This window comes from Streptomyces sp. CB01580 (genome assembly GCF_001905795.1).
Taxonomy (GTDB): Bacteria; Actinomycetota; Actinomycetes; order Streptomycetales; family Streptomycetaceae; genus Streptomyces.
Map to the genome: position 1 here is coordinate 76,308 of NZ_LIXJ01000011.1, position 13,153 is coordinate 89,460.

The window sequence follows — 13,153 nt, forward strand, 5'->3', positions numbered from 1 at the left end:
CGGGGGCGAAGGCGTCCCCGGGGCCCTGCCGCCACTACCGCGGTCCCGGGCGCTGCAGCCCGAGTTCGCGGCGGAAGAACTCCAGCTCCAGCGCCATCACCTTCTCCCGGGTCCCGCCCGGGGTCATGTGGGTGACACCGGGCAGGGCGAGCAGCTGGTGCGGGCGGCCCGCGTCGGTCAGGGCCTGTGAGAGCCGCAGGGTGTGCGAGGGGTGCACGTTGTCGTCGGCCAGGCCGGTGACCAGCAGCAGCGGCCGCGACAGCGCGGCGGCGTCGGGGATGAGGGAGTCCCGTTCGTACACCTCGGGGTTCTCCTGGGGCAGGCCCAGGTACCGCTCGGTGTACGCCGTGTCGTAGTACCGGAAGTCGGTCGGCGCGGCCCCGGCCGCCGCGGCGTGGAAGACGTCCGGGCGGCGGAGCACCGCCATCGCCGACAGGTAGCCGCCGTACGACCAGCCGCGGATGCCGACCCGGCCGAGGTCGAGGTCGGGGTGGCGGGCGGCCAGCGCGTGCAGCGCGGCCACCTGGTCCTCCAGGGTGACCTCGGAGAAGCCCCGGTACATGGCGTGGGTGTGGGCGGGGGAGACGTACGCGGTCCCGCGGTTGTCCACGGTCACCACCGCGAAGCCCTGGTCGGCCCACCACTGGCGGTGCTGCCAGCGGCGCGGCTCGGCGCAGACGTCCTGCATGCCGGGGCCGCCGTAGCTGTCCATGAGGACGGGCAGCCGCGTGCCGGGGACGTGGTCGCGGGGCAGGACCAGGGCGGTGGGGACGGCGTGCTCGGTGACCCGCTCCAGGACGGGCTCGACCCGGTACGGCAGCGGTTGCGACAGGTCGGCGGGGCGCAGCTCCCGGCCGTCGGCGGTGCGTACGGTGTGCCGGATACCGTCGGCGTCGGCGGTGGTCAGCAGCAGGTTCCCGGAGCCGGCCCGGACGCTGTGCACCCCGGGCCCGTCGGCGAGCGGGGTGAGGGCGCCGGTGGTGGGGTCGAGGAGCAGCACCTGCTGTTCGGCGGGATCGCGCTGCCCGGCCTCGATCAGCAGCCGCCCCTCGTGGACACCGGCCATGGCACGCACCTGGATGCCGTCGCCGGTGAGCAGGACCCCGTCCACCGCGAGGGCGCGGGCGGCTCCGCCGGGGGTGTCGGCCGCGGTCAGCATCCGTCCGTCGGGGAGGCGCGCCGGGGTGCCGGGGATGAGCGGGTCCACCCAGTGGGGGTGCGTGGTCCGCGACAGTTCCCGGGTCCTGCCGGTCGCCGGGTCGGCGGAAAGCAGGAGCACGGTCTGCTGGAGCCGGTCCTGGACGGTCAGCAGGATCTCGTCCGCTGCCTCCCACCCGGCGTCGGAGACGTACGGGTACGTCCCGGCGTCCCATTCCAGCCGGGTCCGCGCGCCGTCCGGGCCCAGTACCCACAGCTCGACGCGGGCATTGGGGCCGCCCGCCTCGGGGTACGCGAAGTCCTCGCCCGGGAGCTCCGGGTGCGCCGGGTCGGCGAACCAGCGTCGGGAGAGGGCGGATTCGTCGACGCGGGCGGCGAGCAGGGTGACCCCGTCGGGGGACCACCAGTGACCGCGGGAGCGGCCCAGCTCTTCGGCGGCGGCGAACTCGGCGAGCCCCCAGCGGGCTCCGTCGGCGGGGCTGACGCGGCCGCCGGGGACGACGTGGAGGACCTCGCCGCTGACGTACGCGGTGCGGGAACCGTCGGCATTGGGGCGGGGGTCCACGGCCGGACCGGCGGTGGGTATCTCCTCGGGGCCGAGGGTGGAGGCGGTGGAGGCGGTGGAGACATTGGCCTGGACTCCATAGAGCCGTCCGTAGAGGGCGAAGACGGCGCGTCGGCCGTCACCGGAGAGGGCGTAGCCCCCGATGCCGGCGGCGACGAGCCGGGTCCGCTCGCGCAGCCTGCGTTCGGCGAGGGGGAGGGGGCCGGGGAGGTCGCCCGGCCCGGTCCACAGGGCGCGGGGGTCGGCGAGCAGGGTCTCGGCGCCAGTGGCGGTGTCGAGAACCCAGAGGCTGTCGACGGGATCCGTGGGACCGGTGGAGCGCAGGAACCAGAGGAGGCGGCCGTCGTCCCCGAAGGAGAAGGCGCGAGGGGCGCCGTGGGTGAACCTGGCGGTGCTCGCGGAGAGTCTGAGGAAGTCATCCATGGTTGTAGTGTCACATGTGAAATACCACATCCGGACGGGATGGAGTTCGCCGGCTGGACCCCTGCCCCCTCGACCGTCGACGTCACGGGTTCGACGGTCCCGGCCGTCGGCAGCGTCGGCGAGGCCCTCACCGTCAAGCTGCTCGACCTCCCCCCGGCACCACGGCCACCGTCGAGGTCACCCTGAAGTACCCCGACTTCGTTTCGACCCACGACATCGGCGATCTCGACGAGGCGTTCGACGAAGTCATGGCCCTGGAATCCGGGCAGTGCCGTTCTCGCAGGACGGTTGAGCAGTTCGCCGCGCACGCTGAACCCGATCACGCGCCGGGGCGCCAGCTGGTAAGTGCCTACTCGACGCTGCTCGGGGTGACGGAGTGAAGGTCACCCCAAGGGCTGTCCCGCAACCCCTGGCGGGCGCGCGGCGTCAGCTACGACACCTCGCTGCATTGTCGGAACGTCCGCATACATCCGGTATGCGGACGTTCCTCCGCCTTGCGATGCACCGCAACCGACGCCGCGTGCTGAGTTCTCTGTTGTGTCAGCCGGCGCAGTGCGGGACGGGGATGTTGCTGCCGGTGCAGTTGGTGGGCTGCAACCGTCACCACAAAGACCGTTGCAGTGCCGGCAGGCCTCTACCGAATCGTGGCCGGGACGGCTAGCCTCCTTCCCTCCGTACGCCGAAGGACCACCAGGAGAGGACAACATGTCCATTCGTTCTCGGGTCGCAGCCGTCGCTACATCTGTCGCGCTGGCCGGCGCTGGGATGCTCGGCCTCGCGTCGCCGGCCTCGGCCGGGACCACGGCGCTCATCTGTCCGAGCTATCCGCAGATCATCGACGGCAGCGGCGGTCACAAGGGGGCGAGGATCTCCTGCACTGGCGGATCGTTCTTCCTCGCCATCAGGTGCGAGACGCTGGATGCCAGGAAGTACAGGTATTGGCACTACGGCAACTGGGCTGCCTCTGGAGGCACTTCAACGGTGTGGTGCGACCGCGACGCGAAGATCATCGCAGCTGAGCCTCGCACGGAATGAGTCTTCCTCCGAAGGCCTCACAGGCCGCGAGCCACTGAGTCGGGCCCGTCACTGGAAGAGTGACGGGCCCGACGGGTGCGGCATGGGTCAGCACCGGGCGATCAGCCAAGCGATGACCAGGCCCGTAGCGAAGCCACCGAGCCGGTGCGCCACGCCGCGCCACGTCCGCCAGGCGGAGAAGCGCCTGGCGGAACTCTCCGCGTTCGCGCTGACGCTCGCTGGATGGCAGATGGCGGTGCATACACCTGCGCGGCTGCCTGGTCGGGTGTATGCAGAAGGCATGGGATTGCTGCAGCGGTTCACGCAGCGTAGTCGACCACGGCAGGCCGGTGACGCCCTGCTGGTGCTTCCGCTCGCTCTGATCGTGGTCATCGTGATGGTGGACGTAGTGGCGCTCGGCCTGCCGCTGGGGCCGTCGTTGCTGATCGTGGCGCCCGCACTCACCGCGTCCTTCGCCTCGACCTTCGTCACCGGGGCGATCGCCGCCATTGCGATGGTGGGCATGCTCGTCATCGGCCTGGACGCCCACCTGCTCGGCACGATGGACTTCGACTCGCAGTTCGTCGCCCTGCTGGTGGTGTCGGTGATCGTGACGGTCTTCTGTTATCTGAACGAGCGGCGCGCTCGTGAGCTGGCGCTGGTGCGGATGGTCTCGGAGGCCACGCAGCGGGCGGTGCTACGGCCGTTGCCGCGGCGGATCGGCCCGCTGCGGGTGGCCTCCATGTACCTGGCGGCACAGTCGCAGTCCATGATCGGCGGCGACCTGTACGCGGCTATCCGCACTGCCACGGGCACCCGGCTGATCATCGGCGATGTGATGGGCAAGGGCCTGACCGCGATCAGCGACGCCGCCCTGCTGCTGGGCGCCTTCCGGGAGTCCGCGCACCGCCAGGCCGACCTGCCCGAGCTCGCGGCCTATCTGGACCACAGCGTGTGCTGGAACCTGGCCGAGCCCTCCGAGGCGGAGAGGGCCGGGGAGTGCTTCATCACCGCCGCACTTCTCGACATCCCCGACGCGCTGCCGCTCATCCACGTGGTCAACTGCGGGCACCCGCCCCCCTTGCTGCTGCGCGGTCGGCATGCCTCCGCGCTGCACGCCACCCGCCCCGCCCCGCCTCTGGGCCTTGGCGAACTGACCGCTGCCGCCTACCACGTCGACACCTTCACCTTCGAGCCCGAAGACCTGCTGCTGCTGCACACCGACGGAGTGATCGAGGCCCGGGACCCCCTGGGCGTGTTCTACCCGCTGACCGAGCGCGCCGCCTCCTGGACCCTCCACAGCCCCTCCGCGCTGATCCACCACCTGCGCACCGACCTGCTCGCCCACGTCGGCGGCCACCTGACCGACGACGCCGCCGTGATCGCCGTCCAGCACACCCTCCGCCGGACACCCACCGCAGTGGGCACCACCCACGACAACGCCTGACTGGCTGGGGCGAGCGGTCGGATCGGTGCTTATCCGGGGTTCGTGAGTACTTCGTGCAGGTCAGATGATGGATCAACCGTGCAGGCATGTCACGGCGCGGCGCAGCCACTTCCCGTCGCGGGCCACCACATCGGAGTCCTGGCCCCGGTAGGGGCCCAGCAGGTCGCAGTCGTAGGTGCGGTGAGGGAGACGGATCCCGCGTTCAGTGATGGCCTGCCACCGTACCGGCAGCAGTTCCAGGTAGTCGCTGCCGGTCAGTGGGACGGGCACGTGCCCGGCGGCCGCCGGGGCAACTCCACCGAGCTCTTCGGGGAGTTCTGATACGCGACTGCACCATTGGCCCGCACGGGCGGTGCTCAGGCCGAGTTCCTGCGGAGCAGTGTGCCGTTTCCGCCGGGCAGGTGGTCGGCCTGGAGGCGGATCACCGTACCCCCGACGAGGGGGAGTCCACTGGTCCGGTCGATCCATGCCGAGCGGGTGGCCAGTCGTGGGTGGTTGCGTTCCACGCCAGGCGCCGTACCGGTGGGTGACCTGCACGGTGGCTGCCCGGCTCGCCCCAGGCCTCCGGCCGGGCGAAGCGGAACTCCTTGCCGTCCTTCAGGGGCCCTCCCGCGCCGTGGGGGAGAGATTCGCGGGACCGGGACGGACTTGCGCATGCCGCCCGTCCGCGCGAAGTCGGCCGGCTCGCCGGAAAGCAGTTGCGCTGAACCTCTTGCCGGGTCGACCCGATCTCCCTAATGTGATCCTTCAAATTCCTGGAAGTGCACAAAACAGGCTCCGTTAGGGCAGATTTTTGAACGATCAAATTCATCGGGCGCCCGAAGCCGCCGCCCCCGCGGCCTCCGGTCCGGGTCCCGCCGACGGTCCGAGGACGGGCTACCTCGACTACGCCAGGGTCGGCCCGCTCTCCCGCCCGGCCGCCGCCGCGCTCGCCGCCACGACCGCGCTCGCCGCCCGCGTCGACCCCGCCGACCTCGACCGGCTGTTCGCCCTCAGCGACGCCTCCCGGACCGCGGCGGCCCGGCTGCTGGACGCCCGCCCGCACGAAATCGCCCTCGCCCCGTCCACCAGCAACGGCCTGTTCACCGTGGCCGCCGCACTCCACGGCCCCGGTACCGTCCTGGTGCCCCGAGGCGAGTTCCCCGCCAATCTCTACCCCTGGCTCCGCTTCGCCGACCGCGGCGGCCCCGCGGTCCGCCTCGTCGACCCGGCCGGGCAGCGGCACATCACCCCCGACCTCCTGCGCCGCCACCTCACTCCCGACGTCACCGCCCTCACCGTCAGCGCCGTCGACTCGCTCACCGGCCACCTGGCGCCGCTCGCCGCCCTCAAGGAGGTCCTCGGGCCCGATCGGCTGCTGATCGTCGACGCCATCCAGGGCCTGGGTGCCGTCGCACTCGAAGCGGACGCCGCCGACATCCTCGTCAGCGGCGGCCAGAAGTGGCTACGTGCCGGCTGGGGAGCCGCACTGCTACTGATCCGCGACCGGTGCGCCGAGCGCCTGGCTCCCGGGCTCGGCGGATGGGCCGGCGTCGCGGAGCCCTTCGCGCCTCGGCACCCGGCGCCGCCGCTGCCCGGGGCCGCCGCCCACCTCGCCACCAACCCGGACTTCCCGGCCGCCGCGGCCATCGGCGCAGCCATCGACGACCTGTTCGACCAGGGCGGCCCGGCCGCCGTCGGCGCCCGTATCCGAGCCAACCTTGCCGACCTGCTCGACCGCGCACGGCGGGCCGGCGCCGACATCCTGCTGGACGGACTCGGCCCCCACGAGCGCGCCGGCATCGGCACCTTCCGCCTGCCCGGCCACGACCCCGCCACCGTCCACCACACCCTCGAAGCGGCCGGCCTGATCACCACCCGCCGCGACGAGTGGATCCGGCTGTCTCCCCACGCCTCCACCCCGGGCGCCGCGGCGGACCTGCTTGCCGAGGCGCTGCACACCCTCACTCACCGCACAACCCACTATCCCCAGGAGCCGACATGCCCCATCAACTGAGCCGCCGCCAACTGCTCCAGCTCGCCACCGCCTCCGCCGCCGGGCTCGGCCTGTCCGCCTGCGGCGGCAGCGGATCGGGCGACAGCGCCGGCGCCGACGGCGACAGCGGCCGGATCACCGTCTGGAGCTGGACCACCGCGGCCGAAGCCCTGCGCGGGGTCGTCCCCTCCTTCGAGCGGGACAACCCCGGCATCGAGGTCGACATCCAGGACGTCGGCAACCCGGCCATCTGGGACAAGATCACCGTCGGCCTCGCCTCCAGCGGCAAGGGACTCGCCGATGTCCTGCACATCGGTGTCGACTACCTGCCCGGCTACCTGGAGAAGTTCCCCGACGGCCTCGCCAACCTGTCCAGACTCGGGGCCGACCGGTACAAGAGCGACTTCGCCCAGGGGCTGTGGCCGACCGTCATGGGCAAGGACAAGGCCGCCCACGCCCTCCCGTGGGAGGTCAACCCGCTCGGGCTGTTCTACCGGCAGGACTACTTCGAGAAGGCTGGTGTCGACCCCGCCGCCATCAGCAGCTGGGACGACCTGATCGCCGCCGGACCGAAGATCCGCGCCGCCACCGGCGCCCAACTGCTCGGACTCGACAAGCCCGGCACCACCCCGGACATGGACTTCTTCCAGAACCTGATGCAGCTCCAGGGCGCCTTCTACTTCAACCAGGAAGGCAAGATCACGCTCGCCTCCCAGGAAGCCGTCCAGGCCCTCACCATCATCAAGCGGCTCGACGACGGCGGCCTGCTCGCCGACACCGCGGGCCAGGGCACCAGGAAACGCCTGCTCGGCCAGGGGAAGCTCGCCACCTCCCCGGACCCCGCCTGGGCCGTCGAGTACCTGGCCACCAAGTTCCCCGACCAGAAGGGGAAATGGCGCGTCATGCAGCCTCCCGCCGCCGTTCCCGGGGGCGGGCGCAGCGCCATCGTCAACTCCACCTACCTGGCCGTCGCCGCCTCCAGCAAGCGCCGCCGGGCCGCCTGGCGATTCATCGAGTACGCGCTCACCAAGCCCGCCGAGATCAACCGGATGTTCACCTCCGGCGGTGTCTTCCCCGCTCTCGGCGCGGCGTACGCCGACCCGAGGTTCAGCGCGCCCCACCCGTTCTACGGCGGCCAGAAGGTGCTGAAGACCTTCGTCGACACGCTCTCCTCCGGCTCCGAACCCACCAACTTCACCGGCGACTACACCCGAGCCCTCAAGCTCGCCAGCGACGCCCAGAGCCGGGTGCTGCTCAAGGACGCCGACCCGGCCCGCGCCCTCAGGGACGCAGCCGAACGGCTCGCCCAGCAGACCGGCCGGCAGCAGGCGGCCTGACCACCATGACCCTCGCCCCGTCCGAACGCGCTCCCGCCACCGTCACCCCGGCCGGCCGCGGCACCCCCGCGCGCACCGGCCGCGCCCGCCCGCGCCGACGCCGGCTGCTGACCCGCGGCTCCGTCCCCTACCTGCTGATCATGCCCGCCGTCCTGGGCTTCGCGATCTTCAAGGCGTACCCCATAGCTTCCTCGCTCTGGATCAGCCTCACCACCGGCAGCGGGGACGACAGGACCTTCGCCGGACTCGCCAACTACCGGCGCCTGCTGGAAGATCCGCTGTTCTGGACCGCGCTGAAGAACACCGCGCTGATCCTGGTCGTCCAGGTGCCGCTGATGCTCGGCCTGGCCCTGCTCGTCGCCCTCGCCCTCAACTCCACCAAGGTCCGGCTGCGCCCGCTCTGGCGACTCGGCGTCTTCGTCCCCTCGCTGACCGGCCTGGTCGCCGCGGGCGTGATGTTCTCCGTGATCCTCAACCGCGACGCCGGGCTGCTGAACTGGGTCCTCTCCCTGTTCGGCGTCGACCGGGTGAACTGGCTCGGCAGCCCCTTCTGGGCCCGTGTGGGCGTCGTCCTCGTCATCACCTGGCACTACACCGGCTACAACGCGGTGATGTACCTCGCGGGCCTGCAGGGCATACCCAAGGAGTTGTACGAGGCCGCGATGGTCGACGGCGCGGGACCGATCCGCCGCTTCTTCTCCATCACCCTTCCCCAGCTGCGGCCGATCCTGCTTCTCACCGTGGTGCTCTCCACCATCGGCACCCTGCAGCTCTTCGACGAGCCGTACGTCCTCACCGGCGGCGGCCCCGACAACGCCACCTTGACGGTCACCATGTACCTCTACAACAACGGCTTCAAGTACTTCGACTTCGGCTACGCCTCTGCCATCGCCTACGCGCTCGCGCTGATCGTGTCCGTGCTCGGCATCGTGCAGGTCCGCCTGATGGGAGAGCGCCGGTGAAGCCCCGTGGCCCCCTGCTCACCCTGCTGCTCGCGGGCGCCTTCGCGCTCTGCGTCGGCCCGTTCTACTGGCTCGCCATCGCCGCGACCCAGGAGGACAAGGACGTGTTCTCCTGGCCGCCGAAACTGCTGCCCGGCGGCCACCTCATGGAGAACCTCCGCGGGCTGGAGGAGTCCATCGGACTCGTCCGGGTCCTGCTCAACACCCTCCTGGTGGCAGGCGTCCAGACGATCGGTGCGGTCGCCGTCTCGGTGCTGGCCGGATACGCCTTCGCCAAGTTCGAGTTCCGCGGGCGCAATCTCTTCTTCGTCCTGCTGCTCAGCACCCTGGTCATCCCGGACACGGTCATGCTGATCCCGATCTTCCAGATGATGATGGAACTGGGCCTGATCGACTCCTACCAGTCCATCATCCTGCCCGGCCTGGTCACCCCGTTCGGCATCTTCCTGATGCGGCAGGCACTGCGCTCCATGCCCGACGAACTCCTCGACGCTGCCCGCGTCGACGGCGCCGGCGAACTACGGGTGCTGTGGCGGATCGTCATCCCGGTCAACCGGCCGATCATCGCGGCACTCGCGCTGTTCGTCTTCCTCGGCGGCTGGAACCAGTTCGTCTGGCCGCTGATCGCGCTGCGCAGCCCCGAGATGTACACGCTGCCCGTGGCCACCGCCACCCTGCAGGGGCTGTCGACCACCAACTACGCACAGGTCCTGCTCGCCGCAGGCATCGCCGCCATCCCCGTGATGGCCCTCTTCCTCGTCCTGCAACGCCAATTCATCTCCGGCCTGCTGGCCGGGGCCACCAAGGAGTGACCACCGTGACCCCCGAACCGCGCCCCGCCGACGAGCTCACCGAGAGCCCGCAGTCGCTCATCGAGCCGGGTACCGCCTCCCAGGACGCCACCCCGCAGCAGCCCGTCCCGGCCTGGCGCCCGAACACGCCGGCCGTGGCCACCCCCGACACCGTCGTCCACCGGCAGCTCGCCACCGGCCTGCTCCACTCCACCGACGCCCCGCTCACCGTCCACCTCACCGGGCTCGGCTGCGACCGGCTGGACACCACCGTCACCCCGGTCGGCGACAACGTGGTCCTGATCGAGGTCACGACGTCGGCCGCGGCCACCGTCCGCGCCGAATGGCGGGTCCCCTGCATCGCGGCCACCGCCTACTGGACCCCGGACACCAACGCCTCCCGCTGGCTGCTGCCGTCCTGGATCGCCCCCCGGACCGTCTCGCTCGCCCTGGGCGCCCCCGTCGCCAGTCTGATCGGCGCCGACGACCGCGCTCTGTGCACCGCAGCCGCCGGCGAGACCTCCGCACCCGTACGCGTCGGCGCCGGCGTAGTGGAGGAGAGCGGCGAGTTCGCCTTTGCCGTCGAACAGGACCTCACTCCGGACGGGCCGCCACTGCGGCTGCGGATCGACCTCAGCGGCCGCCACTTCGCCGCCACCCTGCAGGCCGTCACCGCCTGGTGGGCCGAGGGCCTGCACCACCCCGGCACCGCCCCCGCCGCCCGGATGCCCGCCTACTCCACCTGGTACAGCCTCCACCAGAACGTCGACACCGCCGCCGTCGAACGCCAGGCCGCCCTCGCCGCGACCGTCGGCTGCGAGAGCATCATCGTCGACGACGGCTGGCAGACCACCGACCGCGCCCGCGGCTACGGCCACTGCGGCGACTGGGAGCCCAACCCGGCGGCCTTCCCCGACCCCGCGGCCCACGTCGCCGAGGTCCACCGGCTCGGCCTCGCCTACCTCCTGTGGTACGCACTGCCGTTCATCGGCCGGCACAACGACGCCTGGGACCGCTTCAAGGACCTGATCCTGCGGGAGGAGCCCCACCTGGAAGCGGCCGTGCTCGACCCCCGCCACCCCGAGGTCCGCGCCTACCTGGTCGAGAAGGTCTCCCGTGCCGTCGAGCAGTGGGACATGGACGGTCTGAAGCTCGACTTCATCGACCGCTTCGCCGTCACCGACCCCCCGCCCGCCCCGGCCGGCGCCGACCACACCGACGTCCACGAGGGCGTACTCCAACTGCTCGCCGATCTCGACGCCCGCCTGCGCCGCACCCGGCCGGACATAATCGTCGAGCACCGCCAGCCGTACGTCAGCCCCGGGCTGTGGCCGTACGCCACCATGATCCGCGCCACCGACTGCCCGCTCAGCCCCGCCGAGAACCGCCAGCGCACCGTCGACTGCCGACTCACCGCGGGCCCGCTCGCCGTCCACGCCGACATGATCATGTGGAACTCCGCCGAGACGCCCGAGGCCATCGCCGTCCACCTCGTCAACGCCCTGTTCTCGGTGCCGCAGATCTCCGTCGACCTCGCCGCCCAGAGCCCCGACCAGCTCGCCACCCTGCGCTTCTGGCTCGGCGTCTTCCGCCAGTACGCCGACGTCCTCCAACTCGGTGTCCTGGAACCCACGCGACCGGACCTCGGCTACCCCCTGGTCCGCGCCCACGACCACCACACCACGGTGGTCGCACGCTACGCGCCGCTGCCCGTCGCCCTCCCCGACCGGCACGCCGCGGACGGCCCGCAGACCCTGCTCGTCGCCAACGCGGACGGCGACCCTGCGGTGCTCCTGACCGCCACCCGACCGGAACAGGCCCTCGCACGCGTCCAGGACTGCCGTGGTGAGATCCTGTCCGAGACCGTGCTCGACCTCGTCGCCGGGGCGAACCCGGTGACCGTGCCGACCGGTGGCCTGCTCACCCTGATCCGCGAGCACTGACAACCGCGGGCTGGGGGAGCCACCCGTCGCCCCCAGCCCGCCGACCACAGAGGAACGATGACCGCTCGACAGGTGACCATCGAGGACGTCGCACACGCGGCCGGAGTCTCCCGCCAGACCGTCTCGAACGCCCTCAACGCACCTCACCGGCTGCGCGCCACCACCCTTGCCCGGGTCACCGCCGCCATCGACGAACTCGGTTACCAGCCCGACCAGTCCGCCCGCAGCCTTCGCACCGGCACCCGCAAGGTCATCGGCTATCCCGCCCCCGCCGACAACCCCGCCGACCCCAACCCTCTGATGGGCGGCTTCCTCCAGGCCCTGGTGACCGCCGCCGACGCGGTCGGCCACCGCATCCTGGTGTTCCGTTCCGACCCCCAGCAGGGCGCCGGAGCGGTCGCCAGGTCCTTCAACGGACTGATCGCGGCCCGCCAGGTCGACGGGTTCGTCCTCTCCGACGTCGTCCACGACGACCCCCGCGTCGACGCGCTCACCGAGGCCGGTTTCCCGTTCGTTGCCTTCGGCCGCACCGCCCCCGGCCGCCCGCAGAACTGGGTGGACATCGACTCCACCGCCGCCACCGCCGCCCTGGTCGGACTCCTGCTCGACCAGGGCCACCGCCGGATCTGCTACCTCAACTCCGCCGCGTCCCTGCCCTGGCTCGCCGACCGCAGAGCCGGCTTCCTGCAAGCCGCGGCCGCCGCCCCCGACGGCGCCTTCGAGGTCGGCGTCCCCGACGACAACCCGGCCGCGCTGTCCCACGCCGTCCAGCGCCTGCTCACCGGCCCCGACCGCCCGACCGCCCTGGTATGCGCAAGCGACTGGCTCGCCCTGACCGCCTACCAGGCCATCCGCGCCGCAAACCTCACCGTCGGCGACGACGTCGCCGTCACCGGTTTCAACGACATCCCGCTCTGCACGCTGCTCCAGCCCGCCCTCACCAGCGCGCGCCTGCCCCTGGCCGCCATCGCCCACGCCCTCGTCGACCGGCTGATCACCGCCGTCGAGGATCCCGCCGCCGCCCCGGCGAGCGGGCTGCTGCTCCCTGCGGAGCCGGTCGTGCGCGACAGCACACCGGGACGGTAGCGGCGGCCGTCGGCCGTCACACGGGCTCGGCGGCCGTGTCCCATGTGCCGTGGCTGAGTGGCATTTCCCGTCTTCCATTCCGCCCGGATCGCCATGGGCGAAGGTGCGACGGAGATGCACACGCCCCTGGCATACCCCGGTTGCTACCTGTCCCTCGTTCACGCTGCTGCCCGATCGAGCCCGGTGACGCCGACTGGGGCCCGTACGTCCCCGTACATCGCGACGCGGCGACGGGCATCGTCCTGGCGGAGGCCCGGGTCACCATCCCGTGCCGCCAGCCGTCCCTGGTCGCGTCCGATGTCAGCGGGAGAGCGGCACCCCGGTGATGGTCGGTCCGTGTGTGTCGAGGACGTGCGGCCGAGCGGGAGTCTGCCCGGAACAAGGCCCGGATCGAGAGCGGCGAAACGTATCGGGGTCAGAGGTCCTCGGACCGGCGGTGCGGGGCCTCGCTG

Annotated in this window: 11 protein-coding genes; 8 read left to right on the forward strand and 3 right to left on the reverse strand. The window is 71.7% G+C overall.

Translation table 11 applies throughout. The features are described from left to right. Positions 1-34: 34 nt before the first annotated feature. Positions 35-2,146 carry a S9 family peptidase gene (locus AMK22_RS17730; RefSeq protein WP_073786136.1) on the reverse strand — a complete coding sequence of 704 codons (2,112 nt, stop codon included), beginning with the start codon at positions 2,144-2,146 and terminating at the stop codon, positions 35-37. Positions 2,147-2,851: 705 nt separating this feature from the next. Between AMK22_RS17730 and AMK22_RS17735 the strand changes: the two genes are divergently transcribed. Together AMK22_RS17735 and AMK22_RS17740 are read left to right on the forward strand one after the other, a co-directional pair. Next, complete coding sequence (locus AMK22_RS17735) at positions 2,852-3,181, forward strand: hypothetical protein (protein WP_073786138.1); 330 nt, start codon at positions 2,852-2,854, stop codon at positions 3,179-3,181. A 280-nt stretch (positions 3,182-3,461) separates the two neighbouring features. After that, on the forward strand, positions 3,462-4,607 hold the full coding sequence (locus AMK22_RS17740) for a PP2C family protein-serine/threonine phosphatase (protein WP_073786140.1): 1,146 nt from the start codon (positions 3,462-3,464) through the stop codon (positions 4,605-4,607). Positions 4,608-4,679: 72 nt separating this feature from the next. Here the strand turns inward: AMK22_RS17740 and AMK22_RS40100 are convergent, their stop codons facing one another. Both AMK22_RS40100 and AMK22_RS42335 read right to left on the reverse strand, forming a co-directional pair. Continuing rightward, positions 4,680-4,877: a hypothetical protein gene (locus tag AMK22_RS40100; protein ID WP_073786142.1), complete on the reverse strand. Its 198-nt coding sequence runs from the start codon at positions 4,875-4,877 to the stop codon at positions 4,680-4,682. 86 nt (positions 4,878-4,963) lie between these two features. Next, complete coding sequence (locus tag AMK22_RS42335; protein ID WP_199883263.1) at positions 4,964-5,113, reverse strand: hypothetical protein; 150 nt, start codon at positions 5,111-5,113, stop codon at positions 4,964-4,966. 287 nt (positions 5,114-5,400) lie between these two features. Between AMK22_RS42335 and AMK22_RS17750 the strand changes: the two genes are divergently transcribed. Genes AMK22_RS17750 through AMK22_RS17775 form a run of 6 tightly spaced genes read left to right on the forward strand, consistent with a single transcriptional unit; the run spans position 5,401 to position 12,701 of the window. Continuing rightward, positions 5,401-6,603 (forward strand): aminotransferase class V-fold PLP-dependent enzyme, encoded by a 1,203-nt coding sequence (locus tag AMK22_RS17750; protein ID WP_242434019.1) that lies wholly within the window; start codon positions 5,401-5,403, stop codon positions 6,601-6,603. Continuing rightward, a complete protein-coding gene (locus tag AMK22_RS17755; RefSeq protein WP_073786144.1) occupies positions 6,588-7,919 on the forward strand; it encodes an ABC transporter substrate-binding protein in 1,332 nt (443 codons plus the stop codon). Before AMK22_RS17750 ends, AMK22_RS17755 begins: the two co-directional genes overlap by 16 nt. Before the next feature lie 5 nt (positions 7,920-7,924). Continuing rightward, complete coding sequence (locus AMK22_RS17760; RefSeq protein ID WP_079186226.1) at positions 7,925-8,881, forward strand: carbohydrate ABC transporter permease; 957 nt, start codon at positions 7,925-7,927, stop codon at positions 8,879-8,881. Next, complete coding sequence (locus AMK22_RS17765) at positions 8,878-9,693, forward strand: carbohydrate ABC transporter permease (RefSeq protein WP_073786146.1); 816 nt, start codon at positions 8,878-8,880, stop codon at positions 9,691-9,693. The genes AMK22_RS17760 and AMK22_RS17765 overlap by 4 nt, the downstream gene beginning before the upstream one ends. Before the next feature lie 5 nt (positions 9,694-9,698). Next, entirely contained in the window at positions 9,699-11,615 is a 1,917-nt protein-coding gene (locus AMK22_RS17770) for a glycoside hydrolase family 36 protein (protein WP_242434020.1), read from the forward strand. Between the two features lie 57 nt (positions 11,616-11,672). Then, complete coding sequence (locus AMK22_RS17775; RefSeq protein WP_073786148.1) at positions 11,673-12,701, forward strand: LacI family DNA-binding transcriptional regulator; 1,029 nt, start codon at positions 11,673-11,675, stop codon at positions 12,699-12,701. The last annotated feature ends 452 nt before the right edge of the window (positions 12,702-13,153 follow it).